The organism is Ruoffia sp. FAM 24228 (assembly GCF_045528575.1).
Lineage (GTDB): Bacteria > Bacillota > Bacilli > Lactobacillales > Aerococcaceae > Ruoffia > Ruoffia halotolerans.
Map to the genome: position 1 here is coordinate 35,019 of NZ_JBGQQZ010000011.1, position 14,852 is coordinate 49,870.

The 14,852-nt window shown below is 39.3% G+C and carries 16 protein-coding genes; all 16 read right to left on the reverse strand.

What is annotated here, in order from left to right:
* Positions 1-8: 8 nt before the first annotated feature.
* The 16 genes from ACEN33_RS03275 to ACEN33_RS03350 all read right to left on the reverse strand — a co-directional run bounded on the left by ACEN33_RS03275 (position 9) and on the right by ACEN33_RS03350 (position 14,190).
* Positions 9-1,010, reverse strand: a complete 1,002-nt coding sequence (locus tag ACEN33_RS03275) for a hypothetical protein (RefSeq protein ID WP_407094563.1) — start codon at positions 1,008-1,010, stop codon at positions 9-11.
* Positions 1,004-5,569: a phage tail tape measure protein gene (locus ACEN33_RS03280; RefSeq protein WP_407094564.1), complete on the reverse strand. Its 4,566-nt coding sequence runs from the start codon at positions 5,567-5,569 to the stop codon at positions 1,004-1,006. The genes ACEN33_RS03275 and ACEN33_RS03280 overlap by 7 nt, the downstream gene beginning before the upstream one ends.
* A 46-nt stretch (positions 5,570-5,615) precedes the next feature.
* Positions 5,616-5,765 (reverse strand): hypothetical protein, encoded by a 150-nt coding sequence (locus tag ACEN33_RS03285; RefSeq protein ID WP_407094565.1) that lies wholly within the window; start codon positions 5,763-5,765, stop codon positions 5,616-5,618.
* A gap of 41 nt (positions 5,766-5,806) precedes the next feature.
* On the reverse strand, positions 5,807-6,175 hold the full coding sequence (locus ACEN33_RS03290; protein ID WP_407094567.1) for a hypothetical protein: 369 nt from the start codon (positions 6,173-6,175) through the stop codon (positions 5,807-5,809).
* Between the two features lie 11 nt (positions 6,176-6,186).
* Positions 6,187-6,831 (reverse strand): hypothetical protein, encoded by a 645-nt coding sequence (locus tag ACEN33_RS03295; protein ID WP_407094568.1) that lies wholly within the window; start codon positions 6,829-6,831, stop codon positions 6,187-6,189.
* A 54-nt stretch (positions 6,832-6,885) separates the two neighbouring features.
* Positions 6,886-7,230, reverse strand: coding sequence for an HK97-gp10 family putative phage morphogenesis protein (locus tag ACEN33_RS03300; protein ID WP_407094569.1), 345 nt, complete (start codon positions 7,228-7,230; stop codon positions 6,886-6,888).
* Positions 7,231-7,566 carry a hypothetical protein gene (locus tag ACEN33_RS03305; RefSeq protein ID WP_407094570.1) on the reverse strand — a complete coding sequence of 112 codons (336 nt, stop codon included), beginning with the start codon at positions 7,564-7,566 and terminating at the stop codon, positions 7,231-7,233.
* Complete coding sequence (locus ACEN33_RS03310) at positions 7,559-7,906, reverse strand: head-tail adaptor protein (protein WP_407094571.1); 348 nt, start codon at positions 7,904-7,906, stop codon at positions 7,559-7,561. Before ACEN33_RS03310 ends, ACEN33_RS03305 begins: the two co-directional genes overlap by 8 nt.
* Complete coding sequence (locus ACEN33_RS03315; protein WP_407094572.1) at positions 7,890-8,186, reverse strand: hypothetical protein; 297 nt, start codon at positions 8,184-8,186, stop codon at positions 7,890-7,892. The genes ACEN33_RS03310 and ACEN33_RS03315 overlap by 17 nt, the downstream gene beginning before the upstream one ends.
* A gap of 9 nt (positions 8,187-8,195) precedes the next feature.
* Positions 8,196-8,453, reverse strand: coding sequence for a HeH/LEM domain-containing protein (locus tag ACEN33_RS03320; RefSeq protein ID WP_407094573.1), 258 nt, complete (start codon positions 8,451-8,453; stop codon positions 8,196-8,198).
* Positions 8,454-8,466: 13 nt separating this feature from the next.
* Positions 8,467-9,654 (reverse strand): phage major capsid protein, encoded by a 1,188-nt coding sequence (locus ACEN33_RS03325; RefSeq protein ID WP_407094574.1) that lies wholly within the window; start codon positions 9,652-9,654, stop codon positions 8,467-8,469.
* Position 9,655: 1 nt separating this feature from the next.
* Complete coding sequence (locus tag ACEN33_RS03330; protein WP_407094575.1) at positions 9,656-10,384, reverse strand: head maturation protease, ClpP-related; 729 nt, start codon at positions 10,382-10,384, stop codon at positions 9,656-9,658.
* A 32-nt stretch (positions 10,385-10,416) separates the two neighbouring features.
* Complete coding sequence (locus tag ACEN33_RS03335; protein WP_407094576.1) at positions 10,417-11,478, reverse strand: phage portal protein; 1,062 nt, start codon at positions 11,476-11,478, stop codon at positions 10,417-10,419.
* A 244-nt stretch (positions 11,479-11,722) separates the two neighbouring features.
* The gene (locus ACEN33_RS03340) at positions 11,723-13,375 is read right to left on the reverse strand and encodes a terminase TerL endonuclease subunit (protein ID WP_407094577.1); all 1,653 of its coding nucleotides are present in this window, start codon (positions 13,373-13,375) and stop codon (positions 11,723-11,725) included.
* Positions 13,372-13,695 carry a P27 family phage terminase small subunit gene (locus tag ACEN33_RS03345; RefSeq protein ID WP_407094578.1) on the reverse strand — a complete coding sequence of 108 codons (324 nt, stop codon included), beginning with the start codon at positions 13,693-13,695 and terminating at the stop codon, positions 13,372-13,374. The genes ACEN33_RS03340 and ACEN33_RS03345 overlap by 4 nt, the downstream gene beginning before the upstream one ends.
* A 216-nt stretch (positions 13,696-13,911) precedes the next feature.
* The gene (locus ACEN33_RS03350) at positions 13,912-14,190 is read right to left on the reverse strand and encodes an HNH endonuclease (protein ID WP_407094579.1); all 279 of its coding nucleotides are present in this window, start codon (positions 14,188-14,190) and stop codon (positions 13,912-13,914) included.
* Between the last annotated feature and the right edge of the window lie 662 nt (positions 14,191-14,852).

A 14,852-nucleotide genomic window follows, 5' to 3' on the forward strand; every position in this document is an offset into this window, starting at 1 on the left:
TCAAACAATTAAATCACCTCATCTCTCCAAATAATTTTGACATTAGTGTTCTGACCATATATTTTCAATTTATTTAAACCAGGTGATAACGTAAAATGACGATTGGCTTCTGTGTGTTTTAAGTTATAGAAACGACCATCTTTTTCAATCGTTATACCGCCGATTCCAATCGTTGTAATGGATTTATTTATTTCAGGAACGATGTTAGTAACTCCGGCATTATGTACTTCGAGTTCGTACGCTGTTCTAGCTTGTACGATATCTTGAGAGCGAACCCATGTATTTAATTCACTCAAAAAGTATTGTTTCTTATCATAGCGATATGCACCGAAATCTACATCGTCTACCTCTCTGATATCTTCAATCATGTAGCTTTGTGATGTATGATAGCGACTTACTACTCCCTGCGTTCCAAACTGTTGCGCCCATCCACCAATGTTGGCCAAATCCCCTATCGCCAAAACTGTAAAAGGTAATTGTTCCTCAGCCCTAGGCAATACCACTTCCGGTACCTGTCTTACGTCGGTAAAGAAGTTAAATGTTCTGAACTCGTCATCTAATGCAATTTTATCCCTAATCTTAAAAGGATAAGCTTCGAACTCAGCAATAAAATGACCCGTTTCAAACATATCCGTTTCAATATCATCTAAGTTGACGAGTTCGGCCATAAAATAATAATCAGGAAATTTGTCAATCGTTAACTTCACTCGATCATTAGGCCTTGCGAGCCAATTAAGAACCCGCGTTGCGACTAAATGCGTACTGCGATAATCTCTGATATCGAAATCAATAATGTTCATCGGCACCTTTATTACTCTTGTGGTCCATTGCTGAACTCCATTAATCTCGCTAAAGTCGTAATCAATGTTAGTTCCTGTTAATCGTATTTTGTTTTTTATTTTAGATGGATTCCCAATCTGCACATCTCCAGATAGAGTGACGCCTACATCGGTATTATGTAGGTCGTCAAAAACTACCCCGGCGAAACCATCCCTTACTTTACTTACCATGCAGGTCGTCCTTTCTGTTTGTTCTTCGCTTGCTGTGCTAGCATTTGGCTTGCCTTGCGAACAATTTGATTAGTAAGTGAGTTAATATCTTCTTTTTTGGAAAGTACGGGCTTATCAATGTTAATCGTCAAATTAACTCCATCACCCCTATTAGTTAGCTGGCGACTCACTTCATCTTCAATCGCACCCGTCACACCACGCATCTTTTCATTCGATGCTAGTGGTGTGATAGATACGCCAGACTTCGTAACGTGAAATAATTCTGGTCCAGCTTCACCAACAATTCCCATGTAACCTTGTGGTACGTTACCGCCATTAGCAAACATTCCACCCCATTTTATATTGCCACCATCTGCATAAGCGTCAATGTGGCCACCATCTTTATAGCCGCGTGGTGAAATACCTGTTGTGCTATAAGCTGTCACTCGTCGAGTTGTTAAGGTCGATGTACGATTATAAGCGCTATTCAGTGCGTTTATCCAAGACCAAACACTACTTGTATTACTTGCAATATTCGGCGTTCTAGTTGTCGCTGTACTCGTTTTATCAAACATCGCGCGCATGGCGCTGTTCCAGTCATTAACTAGGTTAGTATTTGATGGCAAGCTAGGTGTACGAGTGGTCGCAGTAGCTTGCGTGTCTTTCATTTTACCGCTTGCGGAATTATAGCCTGTAATTAATAGAGTGTTCGCTAACATGTTTGGTGTTGATGTGGACGCTTCAACAGACTTATCCGTCATAGCGCCAACTGCTGCATTGTACAAAGTGACAGCAAGTGTGTTCGCAATGGTGCTAAAAACATTTGTTTGGATACCTGATGCTTTTGACTCAGGCACTTCTTCAACTGTACCTTTCCAGTCAGATGCTATACCTGTTGCTTCGGACACACCGCCAACACCAGCAGTAAATGTACTACTTGCGGTTGCGGGTGTAGCTTCGACTTCACCGCGATAAGCTTGGATATCAGGTGTAGTTTCGTCTGCGTTGGTGTCCGTCATCATGGTTTTAATTTCTTCAACCGGTATTCCAGACCACACGCTAATTAAATTAGCAATCTGATCCTGAACATCTGGTGCATTGCTATCAATGTCAGCATATTTAGATAGAAATTCTGTGCTGTTCCATAACCCTAAGTTTTCTAAAAGCGGTTGGAATTTCATCAACGCATCGTCTGTCTCTACAACAGCTTGTTTAGCTTCTGCCGGATCGGTCGCAACCCAGATTCCGTACTCAACCATTAAGTCAGATAACTCTTTGGCTCCATCGGCGTTAATTAAAGCCTGCTTTTGCTCATCGGTTAAACCGGCAAAGTCAACACCAAATAACGCGATGAGTTGCTCTAGTTCTTCCATTCCCATAACAGATACGCCAGCTTGTTTCTCTGCCAACTCAATGGCTTCCCAACCACCATGGGCTTCAACAATGCGGTCGATAAACTCTTTTGTATTATCATCAATTTCCGGTGAGTGACGCATGAATTTTAAATCGTTCCATGTTACGCCTAAATCGTTGATTTGTTGCATAAACTGATCTAGTTGGTCAGCGTTTAGATTTTCAGGCGACATTCCCTCTTCGATACTATTTGCAAATTGCATAATAGCATAGTTAAATTTCTGAGCCGCTTCTTGAACTCGTGCATCGGCACCTTCGAGTGGTTGTACCATATTCTCCACGCCGTCTTGCATGGCAGTCGAGGTATCTTCCATCATGGCTCTCACTTCTTCAGGTAAGATATTAAGTCCTGGGATAATACTGTTCATGTAATTAGCAACCGCTTGATACAGTTCCTGTCCAGATAATTCTGCCATCTCACCTTGTGTTGCTAATGTTTTAGCCCATTCACTCATCATCTTGTCGCGAGAAATATCGTAAACAGACTCAAGTTCTTGTATCATAGCTTGTGCCACTTCGGGGTGGGTTTCGCCCACCGTGTTTAAAATTTGTTTCTTTTGTTGCTCAAAACCATATTCCATGTTTTGTAAAGCGGACTGAATATTTTGTTGATGGACCATCAACTGTTCGCTGTTCATGCTTGCTAAGTCCGCGGTTAGCGTGTCATATATTTGTCTTGATTGTTCAGCGTTTGCCCCTAACGACTCAGCTTGTAATGCGGCCAATTCATTTCTAGCTTGGATCAAGTACTGTTGTTCAGCATCAGTTAGGTTACGCTTATCTTCTTGAGCTTGTTCCATAATCTGTAAAATATCCGCCTGGACTTGCTGGGAACGACTAATTCTATGATTACCTACACGTTCTTCTTGTTGTATTAAATCATCGTACATCGCCGCTACTTGTGGTGGTAACTCTTTGTATAACTCAGCCATTTCTTCGATGTTGTCACTGTTAATTCGCTTAATTTCGCTCACAATATCTGAAACGGCAGAACTCACAGTGTCAGCATATGCTAACGTTTGTCCTGATAACGTCTCTAATGATATCGTCAAATCGCTATACGCATCGTACGTTTCACGAATGGATTCGGCTTGTTCGTGTGTCACACCATCAATACTAGGAAATTCCGAGATAGCATTATGCGCGTTGCGCGATTCTTCTGTTAACACCCTGTAAGCCGCATAAAGACCACCTATAGTCACCGTCGCTATGCCAACCGGACTCGCGATTAGCCCTATCGCCGTACTGAATAAACCAACGTTAGTTGTTGCTGTCCCTGTTGCAGTTCCAAGCGTTGTCATAGTTCCGCCAATTTCCGTTAGTGTCTTAGGCGTTGTCATCTTACCAAACCATTGAATCATATTTCCCACACCAGTCACGACGTGACCAGTTCCAGTTGTAATACGACCCAGAACACTAACTATTGGTCCAGCCGCTGCTACAAATAATGCGCCTTGGATAATAGATTTTTGTGTACCTTCATCTAAGTCTGAAAATGCTTCAACAGCACCTGTAATACCTTCTACTACACTAATTAAGCTTGGAGCTAACGTATCGAATAATTCGATTGATAATGTCTCAACAGCTCCCATCAATTCCTCGATTGCACCATTCGCGCCCGAATTAATAACCTCAGCCATTGATTTAGCTGCACCTTCTGAATTTTCTAACGAGGCTGTTAAGGCCTCTAATTCACCGGGAGCTGAATTTACTAAAGCTAACATTCCTGATAGTGCGTTTGTTCCAAAAATACTTGCTAGATATTGATCACGTTGTTCGTTTGTTAATCCAACTAAACTTTCACGTAATTCAGGAATCATTTGAGATAGAGGTTTGATATTACCTTCAGCATCATAAGCTGACCAACCTAATTCCGCCATCGCTTCCGAAACTTGCTTTGTCGGATTAGCTAATCGAGTAAACGCACCACGTAAAGCAGTACCAGCCATCGAACCAGTGATACCTGCATTCGACATGATACCAATCGCGGCCGCTGCTTCTTCAAATTGAATACCCATTGGGCCTAATACGTTACCCGCGAATTTTAGGGCTTCTGCCATGTCATGCGTTTCCGCATTTGTATCCGCAGCTGCTCTTGCAAATACGTCCGCTACATGCGTAGCATCGGATGCTTCTAACCCAAATTGATTCATGGCTGTTGCTACTGCTTGTGAAGCTAAAGCCATGTCTTTTCCAGAAACGGCCGCTAAATCCATTACGCCGGGTATTGCTCCAATAATTTCAGTAACTTCCAATCCTGCAGACGCCATCATTTCTTGAGCAATTGAGACATCAGTCGCTCCGAAGATAGAATCGGCACCTAACTGAATCGCTTGTTCTCTTAATTGTTCGTACGCCCCGCCTGCCGTTGTTAAATCTTCGGCTGTCAATCCAGCGATTGCAGCAGTTTGTCTCATTTGTTGGTCAAAGGTCAAGCCAGTCTTTATCGCTGCTCCGAATCCTGCGACAATTGGTAGAGTAAATCGTGTAGTCATCCAATCTCCTGCTTGGGACATTTGTCCTCCCACAGTGACCATTGATTTACCAACATCACGCCATTTTTTAGATGTATCCGCTAATCGACCACCTGCATTACGATATTCTTCATGCAATCGTTGCGTTTCATTTCGCAATTCTTGCGTGGCTAATTCTGCTTTTGCTAATTCGTTAGGTAGTTTCGCCAGTTCTTTTTCGTTTTTACTGTAAGCACTAGATAATTTATTAACTTCTGCTTCGAGTAGTTTAGTTTCTTCTTTTGATGCATCTAGCGCTTCTTTGATTTCTATCGTTTCTTTAGAATACCGCCCGCTCACGCCAATAGATGTCTCATATTGCTTCTGCAATTCTTTTGTTCTGTCTGAAGACTCTTTATACGCTTTATTTGTACCATCTAACGCACTCGAAATTTCTTTCTGAACACGCGGTAAATCACTTTGTCGATTTTTTAGCACTTCAGTTTGTCGTGATGCCATTTGAATCTCGTTGCCCATCGATTTCATTTTAGCGCTATACGTATCTGTCGTACTTGCGTTATTACCTAATTGCGCGATAGTCAGTTTCGATTCAGTCGCTAGTGTTCTCATCTCTTGAGAGATACCTTTTATGCCCGCACGGTACGCTGCTTCGCCCTGTAACGTGAGTCGGACACCTGCTTCTCTTATTGTCAAATATTATTCCTCCTTCCCTCAATAAATAAAAAAAGAGGGAACTTCTTTAAAAACTAAAGAATTCCCTCGCGCTCTTACCTGTATCATCAACCACATCATCTTCCGTTTTCTTCGCTCCGTGGAACTCAAAGTGACGGTTAATCAAGTCAACAATTTGGTCTAAGTTATGCTCGAACAGAAATTCTTGCATGGTCATATTAAAAAATTCCCTACAACAGAAGTACATGTAATCCCAATCTATTTCTTGATTGGTGTCACTTTCTCCTGTGTTTTCTTCTGTTCTGATTTGTCTTTCAGACGATTCGTCGCCAAAGTAAAATTTTCGTTATTGACCATATTGTAGCTAGTCATAAACTCAAAAAGTTCATATGGTGCAACGTTGTCCATAATGTCTTCTAAAGACGTTTCCATACCATTCGCTTTTAATGTAGCGTGCACAAACTTAGCAACATCTTCATCTAGCACATCTTCAGCGCTTAAATCTTTCACTGTCAATCCGTGGTCACTTTTTAAATTTGCTTGAATAGCCAAATTTATTTTGAATTCTTTTTCTTCACCTAAAATATCCGATTTAAATGTTTTAAGTGATTTCGTAAATATTGACATCCAGCTACCTCCTAAGGCGTTTCTGTTTTCTCGTTGGCCGTTAAGCTTGTTTCATCAAACCAGCCATTTTCTAAAAGCTTGTCACGATCGTATGTCGTTTTGTTTTCTTCATCCGCCATGTCTAGTTGATAGAAAACGAAGTTATTTCCATCGTCAGCTTTATAAACCAAAGGCAATCCAGTAACGTTGAATGTTTTCATTTGCGGAGTCACATCTTGTCCACTTGTAGACCCTTCGATATTTACTGGCGCTAAAGTACATTTAGGGAAGTTAACGATTAACTCATCGCCGTTCTCATCCGTGAATGGGATAGCCATTCTGAAAGGTTTCTTTTTAGGATTTGTTGGCATAGCCCATCCACCGCCAACTTTGACCATCCCTTGAGCCTCCTCAGCAAAGCCTCGAGGGAAGTAACCGGCTGTTACCGGGATTGTTGCAGATTGCACTGCTGATAAATCTGAATGTAAGATATTAGATAAAAATACTCTGTTTTCAGATAGTTCTAGTTGAGCGTTTACTGTCTCTAAAGACGGTGTTTCCATTACTGCCCCAGCATAAGTAGGGGCAGTGTTAGGTGTGTCCTCTGTTTCCATAAAGTCTAAGAATATCGCACCTGCACCTGTTAATAGTGCTTGTTTTGTATAAGTTGCTACCATTTTATTCCTCCTAATTTTAAATATAAAAATAGACTAGCCTTTTAGCTAGTCTTACTAAGTAATTGCTTCTTGTACTTGTCTGACAAAATCATTCTCCATTTCATCAAAAGCCGGTCTCAAGTGGGGCTTGGGCGGGTCTTTATAAGTGCCAATCTCATGAAAATATCCATGCAGTTCCGGTCGAGCGGACCATCCTATCACAACGTCATCATCTGTTTTTTCATTTTGGATACCACTTGCCCCTTGTCCTGTACGCTGTGTAAGCACTGCTTTAAAACTACTTTTTGCTCTGTCGGTCATTTTGTCACCTATGTCATGCATAGCGACTTTTGCTTGACTTGATTTTGCATCCAAAATATCCATATCTTGAGCCACTTCATCAAAGCCGAATACCTCCAATTAGCGCACCTCCAACCAATAATGATAGATTGTTCTGTTTTTATCAGTATCTCTATCTATCACTTCTCGCCAGTCGTTAGTGATTAACCCGGAACTTTCCAAAGCATCAATAATTCGCCATAATTCGGCGTCATCCTCGACATTTAATGGATAATCTGAATAGTAGCTCACTTGATAAGATAGTCGCTGTAAGTGACGTTTATTCGATAGTTTTTTACTGCTATGCGATACTAAATAGAATACACAACGTGGAAACTTCGCGTAATCAGTCCAGCCATAAAATGAATTATCCTCAATAGATTTCAGTGCCTGATAAATTAAATCTTTTTTACTCATCAGACACCTCCATCAGCGATATTTCAGTTTCTTTATTTTTCGGATTGTAGTAAGTACGATAAATTTCATGTTCGGTATCATCTATTACTGCTAACCATTTTGTACTTATTTTCATTTTCCCGCGCACTGAAACCTTACTTGTTAAGTCAGTGTCATCCGCGTGGGCGTAAAAAGTATCTGTTGCAGTGAGTGACAAATCCCTAAACCAAACTTTATCAATTGTCACTTTATCAACTCCGCCGATTGGCGTGCCATAATCATCTGTTTTTTGCGTTCGTTTTATCAATTCGACTAAACCATCGTTATAGACTTGTTGGATAATTTCAGGTTTCTTTAACATCTAAATCACCTTCTGGCTCCCATAATTCAAAACTTAATCGAGATAACTCGTCAGCAAATGAACTGTCAAAATGTTCAGAGTGGCCATTGTATTCAAATCGTACCCAGTTGAATACAAGGTTTCTGCCTTGGATATGATCTAATTCAAATTTGCCACACATTCCTTGAACGTATGCATGTCCGCGCTTTAGTAGATTGATAATATTTTTTTCGTCATCATTTGTAGACTTGAGATAAAGTTGAAGCTCTTCATGCCATTGATTGTAATCAACGCTTTCCATATGCCTCACCTACTTTTTTAATTCATCTGATAATATCTCTTCTAATTCTGCTTTATTCGCTTTAGTATCAAACTCAACATCTAGTTTAGTTAATTCGCTTTTCAGGTCAGCCACTGTCAACTCTTTGATAAATGGACGTTTTGATTTGTTATTATCCGTTGATAATGATTCAAATCGGTTAGAGTGTGTATAGAAGTCACCGACCTCATACACACCGCCATGTCCGTTTTTATCGTCAAATCGTTCAATCGTTTTATAAATTGCCATTCTCAATTACCCCCTAAGGTGTTTCAGTATCTTCTTCAACTGGAATAGCGATGTCGTAAACTTTCGCTGAATCGTTGTTCGTTGGACGTCCATCTCCAAATACATCAATTGCGTATAAAGTTGCACGCTTCATTGCGAACGTTTCTTTATACACATAGATTCGGTTTTGGTATGCAGCTTGAGCATCGTATTCACCATCTAAGAAAGCAATCAGTTTGCCTTCTGGCACAAATTCAGACTCAATAATGTTTAATTGCGGAATGAATGGGAAGTTCGATACAAATACACCATTGGCATTCTGCGTTGTTACTTTCGTTACGATATCATAGTAATTAGCTGGGTTAATAATCAACTTCACTTTACCTGCTACTTTACGTTGTTTAGTTTGTGTTTGTGGGTCGCCAGACAAATCTGTGTAATTAACAGTGTAACTTGATAAATCTTTTAGAATTTGACCAAATTCTTTAACCATAGCTTTCGCGTCTGCAAACGTTAACGTACCGCTCGCTTCTTTATCTGCGTACTCACCGCCCACAACTGGTGCATCTAAATCTTTAAGTAAACCAATCGGCTCGTTATTACCTGTACCTGTTACAATCGCTTCTTCCCACGCTTCTGAGATAGCTTCTTGCAAGCATAGACGGATGTAACGGTCAATCCAACGTGCACCCAAATCTAATGTGTCATTAGAGATTAAGAAGAATGCTGTTAGTGAACGTAACTCAGTTTCTGTTGCGTCAAACGTCATATCTAATTGACCTTCTAAATCACGGTGTAATGGACCCCATACAGCTTTACCAAAACGCTTTGATGTAATGACTTTTTGACGACCTACGCCAGGTGTGAAACGAATAAGCTTTAATAAAGGACGGTCTTGTTGGATGTCATCAAACACACGTTCGATAACTGTTTCTGGCAATAATTCATCCGCTGGAAACTTCCCTGTTTTCTCAACTTCGTTATAATACTTAGCTTCTGAGGCAGTCAGTACGTGGATACCACGTGATGCCAAAATGTTGTTATCCGTAACATTCTTTAACTCTTCGTATTCATTACGTACCTGCTCAGCCTTTTCCTCCGAGATAGCATTGTAATAAGCTTCCATAATCTCAAGTTGTTCTTCTTGTGTTGTATCTTCGTCTTTCAGAGCCCCCTGAAATTTTACGCGTAAATCTCCTACTGTATCTTTAAATTTATCCATATTATTTTTTCCCTCCAAATATTTTACTTAAACCTGTTTTAGGTTCGCTGGCACTAATGCCGTATTTATTTTCAAAATGCGCAATAACTTTATTAGCTATCGCTTCGCCATCGACTTGAACTGTGACTGTTTTGTTTTCAATTGGTTTAGGACGCTCTTTTAGCGCATTCGCAATTCCTTTTTCAACCGCCTCTTCGGCAGTGAACCACGTTTCTCCACTCAACCAATCCGTGATTTCATCACGATCAATTCCGGTTTTTTCCGCATACACACTCACGATAGAACTATCAATAGTTTCTAATGCATTGATTGTTTTATAGTGGTCTGCTTTATTCCCCCACGTCACTGTACTTGCCTCATGAATCATCATTTGACTGCCCATACACATAACAATTTCATCTCCAGCCATTGCAATGATAGATGCTGCACTTGCTGCTAATGCCGTGACTTCAATAGTTACGTGGTTATCTAACTCATTTAAGTAGTTGTAAGTAGCAATGCCCTCAAACACATCTCCACCGGGTGAATTTAATTTGATGATAATATCTTGCTTACTATCACCAACCAATGACTTAACTCGTTGTTCGTTGATAAAATCTTCTTCTTTGTCATCAAACCAATAAGGTTCTCCAACTGATCCGGATAAAGTAATAACTAATTTGTTGTCAATTACTTCATTTGATATTTTCGGTTTAATATTTCTTGCCATTTTTCTCAATTTGTCGTTCACATATTCAACCCCTTTCAATAAAAATAAGCCCGCTAATTAGCCGACTTTCCATCATCCACGGTTCCATCCTCTCGGATTGGTGCCATATTCTTCGTCAAATAACGTTGCGTGGTCACAATGTTATTCTCTCGTTCTTTACCTTGAAGCTCTAAGATATCGTCAATGGTCCAAACTCCACTACCAATCATTTTTTCGGTGGCATTACCCATTTCAAACTCACTATTAAATAACGCGTGAACCGCGTTAACCTTAACACCGCCATCGTTCATGTATTCTTTGAGGCTGAAATACTTTGCATTGACTTCATCTGCCAAAACTTGCATAAGTGGCCGTATACAATCTTTAATATAGCTATCTTTATGTTGGCTCACATCTGCTAACTCACCACTAAACAACAAGGGTGGTACTTGCAATATATTTGCCACTTGTCGGACATACATGTTTTCCAAGTCGCCAACCTCTTTGATTGAACGTGACTCATAATTTTGGGCATTTTCAGTAGGCTTCCAGTCTTTTTGAGTTGGAATAACTGCAACAGAATCATTGCGAATTTTATCTTCCATACCTCGCAAAAACTCTCTGTATTTTTGCTGAGACTTATCATCCTTTTTACCTTGAGCAAACTCAGCATAAATTCGTATCTGATTATTTCGCATATGTACTTCAATAAGTCGCGAGAACAACTTTGCATATGATTCATCTAAATCTCGCAAGAATTTTTTTAATTTATCATTGGTATATCGAAAATGAAAAACATCTTTCGATTTAAATTGTTTTTTTAAAACCACTTCACCAATAACAATATCCTTGTAAGTCCTATCTTCAAACTCACGCCCATCAACTGAGAAACTGTCCACAACATACAGATTTCCTTTTACACGAACAACTAAACACTCCCCCTCCAGCAACATGAGGTCGATAACTCTGTTTCTAAAGTCGGACTTGTTTTCGTTGTCGTTGGGTTTAACATTGAGTTTATGGTTTAATATTTCATCCTTTGTATCAAACTTAATTAAACTACTCGTATTTTTAATCTTTCCAATAACAGTATCTAAGGCGGATTGCCTCAAGTGTGTATCACTGTAACTGTACATGATGTCATCCCACTCTGAGACGGGAATCGTACTTATGCTTGTGTCATAAGGTACACCAGTGTACATGGCTTTAATTCGGTTTATTAATCCAATCTGCTCCACCTGCTTTCAATATAAATTTACTTATAACCCCAAGTAAGGGAGACATGGATCACTACTCCTTTCAATTGTCGAAAATCAGCATTTAATCCACACCTCCTAATGGGTTATTTAAGCAGTTTAATGTCTTTGCTCAGGACAATGTTTAATCCCAAAAGTCATCAAATACAAACTCTTCTGGCGCTTCGGGGAATGCTTCGCTACCTTTCCAAAAGGCATGCGTAAAAGCCATAAAACCATCGGTCTTACGGCGATTTTCATCTTTCTTTTCATACATCATATTGCCAAATTTATCCCTTGCTACATAAACGTTGTTTGTGTACCAATTCATCAATGGGTTCTTGCCCCAAATGATTTTGTGATTCGCAAAAGCTACTTCAATTTGCGGAGCAGTAGTCGCTTCAATGGATTTTGCTCGTCGGACGAAATCTACTTCAAACCCCTCGGCTTCCAAAGCACCCCTTACATAGTCCATACGATAGGTGTCGCCGACAATCATGTTAAAGTCGTATATTTCTCTCATGTCCACAAACCAATTCGCAATATGCTGTATGTCGATGGTTGGTTCATCAACGACTGTCAGCAATCCGTCACGTTCCCATTTTGGTATTTGTTTTGAAATACTTAGATTGTAGTTATCCAAAAATTCTTGACGAATGAATGAATGTGTTATCCATATATACTCATCATCTCGCTTAAACAATAATCCCACGGAAGCAAAGTCTTTTAGTGAAGCATAATCTAATCCGCCAACTGCATAGAAATCTGCTAGATCATTTGGCAGGTCACGGTTGGTTGCTCGAATTTCTTCGCGCGTGGCTACCGATGTTTCTGTTTCCACATCAAGTGCGTTCATCCGCTTCGTTAGCCATTCAGACTTATTCCGCTCGCCACGTTGTACTTCTCCCCACTGATTACGAACGGTCCTCAATAACCCTTCACCGTAACTACTTAGAGGTTCATGAAACATAGGGTTCGCTTTTTCCCAATTGGATTCCTTTTCAACTTCCGACTTATCGTCCAGTGTACATATCCAAGGGAACATGCGACTCTCGAACTTCTTATGTTTTAGAATCTTTCTTGCTTTCTCTAACTCTTTATCATAGACGCCATCACGTACATAACCATTGGTGCTAATTTGGAACGTTCTAGGCGGTTGTACCTTTTCAAGTCCATCTGTTAGCACGTTTATCGCATCATAATTTTCGTAGCGATGTATTTCATCAAAAATAACCACACCATGAGCAAATGAGTCTTTGGTATCTGCATTACTCGTTAAATACTCAATGGTGCTAAGTGTTTCCGTATTCGTTATTTGTGCTAAGCCATTCCTGAACTCGCCTACTTCTTTGTCGATAAGCATAGGATTACGCTTCAACATATTGTGTATATCCATGAAAGACTTTTTCGCTTGTCGTTCACTATTGGCGATAACCGCAGCATTGTACTCAGACACGCCATGCAAGCTACTCACAAAATAAGCCAACATCACTGAAATAAGCCCGTTCTTTCCTGCACCCCTCGCCATTGTCCAGAAAAATATTTCAAAGACGGGGTCATCTTTATCAAAGTATAAGAAAACAAAACAGATTAAAAATTTCTGGAATGGTTGTAATTTAAAAAACCACTTTTCAGCAAATGAAACAAAATCATCAATTTGCTTTTCATCAAAATAAACATCCATTACAAGCACGACGTTTTCTAAATAATTTATTAAATCGATGCGATCTTGATTAAGTATTATCTCTCCATTCTTCCACTGGTCTATATACTCATCAACGAATGGATGGGATATCAAATTAAACTAACTTTCTTGCTTACTGGCACAGTGGAGAGGTCTGGTTTTTTACTTTCTCGTTTAAACTTAATCGTGTTGCCAGTGGTATTAATTTGAGAATTCAAAGATTTTAAGTCGTTTAAAAGTGGATTTGATTTTTCGAACTCTTGTGACGCATTAGTTGTTGTCTTTGTTAGCTCATCTTCTCGAATCTCACGTTCGATACGACGGTATAACTTGATTAAATCGCAGTAACGCTCGACTTTCTCAACTTCAATTAAATTATCTGTGTCAATTCTTTCCAACAAATCACTTTTCAACTTCGATAAAGAAATTGCCATTTTTTCTCTCCTTTCTGTCATTTGCCCCCGTCTGTGAAACATTGTGAAACATAAAAATATCCTCAGAGAAGAGAGCCGCCCGCTGTAACGCAAATAAAATCTTGTGAAACATTTTTTAGGGGCATCCCGTTAAAACGCTGTTATATAAACGTTTATAGCACTTATGCACAGGTAAATTGTCTGTGAAACATTGTTTTATGTGTGTAACACGCTTTACTACCACCACTCGTCGTCCCACACCTTGTGCGCTGTGCTTGTGTGTATGCTGTTGTGACATGCGATACACACTGTGATGAGGTTGTCATCGTCTAGCTTCAAGTCAGGATGATACTCTAATGGTTTGATGTGATGTACGATGAGCGGATGCGTTGATGTAGCCAGTGTAACTTCGCCATCATCTTTACATACTTGACACTCTTGATTATCACGCTGCACAATTTCATAACGCTTCTTTCTCCACACCCATGAATTATAAAAGACATCACGATCATTCATGTTTATTAAAGACTCGGTATTACTGTGTGCCAATATTCTTAAAGTTTCTAAAGTAGTAGAGATATAAATCACCTCAAAAATAAAAAGCCACAAAATATAATGAACTAAAATAAATTAGCCGGTTATAAAATGTCGCATCCTAAAAAAATCAATAAACAAAAAGACACCCTAAGGTGTCTGAATAATTTATATACCACACATCACGTGTGCCAGTTGACTGCTTTCCATAAGGGCTCGTTCAAGTTTAATCATTAGATCTGGTGTCATTAAGTCCAATAGTTGTATCACTATCCTTTTCTTGTATAAAAAAAGACCTCGTTATGAGCCGACCCCCAAAGGTTAGATTTTTAGTCTAACTTTTGGGGTCACTATATTAGAGGTCCTGTTAATATTTAACGGAAATAAAACGAATTCTTATTGAAAGTCCAATTAATTGAACGCTATATATTATTGAATAGCTACATAAAAAGGCTGTTATAAAACTCATCAAATATAATATTACTTCGTAATAATCAAACTTAATATTTAATAATAATCCTGAATAATTCATACTTTTAAATATTGAGTTATTCTAGTCGTTATTTTTCAATTTTGGATCACTTTATCGAAATTAAAATATTTTAATCGATTTTCTAAGCTAAAGAAAAACTTTTTAGTCTCAT

Excerpts from the sequence above, each read along its gene's own strand:
- ACEN33_RS03275 (WP_407094563.1), bottom strand. The coding sequence starts at position 1,010 with ATGGTAAGTAAAGTAAGGGATGGTTTCGCCGGGGTAGTTTTTGACGAC.
- ACEN33_RS03285 (WP_407094565.1), bottom strand. The coding sequence starts at position 5,765 with ATGACCATGCAAGAATTTCTGTTCGAGCATAACTTAGACCAAATTGTT.
- ACEN33_RS03290 (WP_407094567.1), bottom strand. The coding sequence starts at position 6,175 with ATGTCAATATTTACGAAATCACTTAAAACATTTAAATCGGATATTTTA.
- ACEN33_RS03295 (WP_407094568.1), bottom strand. The coding sequence starts at position 6,831 with ATGGTAGCAACTTATACAAAACAAGCACTATTAACAGGTGCAGGTGCG.
- ACEN33_RS03305 (WP_407094570.1), bottom strand. The coding sequence starts at position 7,566 with ATGAGTAAAAAAGATTTAATTTATCAGGCACTGAAATCTATTGAGGAT.
- ACEN33_RS03310 (WP_407094571.1), bottom strand. The coding sequence starts at position 7,906 with ATGTTAAAGAAACCTGAAATTATCCAACAAGTCTATAACGATGGTTTA.
- ACEN33_RS03315 (WP_407094572.1), bottom strand. The coding sequence starts at position 8,186 with ATGGAAAGCGTTGATTACAATCAATGGCATGAAGAGCTTCAACTTTAT.
- ACEN33_RS03320 (WP_407094573.1), bottom strand. The coding sequence starts at position 8,453 with ATGGCAATTTATAAAACGATTGAACGATTTGACGATAAAAACGGACAT.
- ACEN33_RS03325 (WP_407094574.1), bottom strand. The coding sequence starts at position 9,654 with ATGGATAAATTTAAAGATACAGTAGGAGATTTACGCGTAAAATTTCAG.
- ACEN33_RS03335 (WP_407094576.1), bottom strand. The coding sequence starts at position 11,478 with ATGTACAGTTACAGTGATACACACTTGAGGCAATCCGCCTTAGATACT.
- ACEN33_RS03345 (WP_407094578.1), bottom strand. The coding sequence starts at position 13,695 with ATGGCAATTTCTTTATCGAAGTTGAAAAGTGATTTGTTGGAAAGAATT.
- ACEN33_RS03350 (WP_407094579.1), bottom strand. The coding sequence starts at position 14,190 with ATGAATGATCGTGATGTCTTTTATAATTCATGGGTGTGGAGAAAGAAG.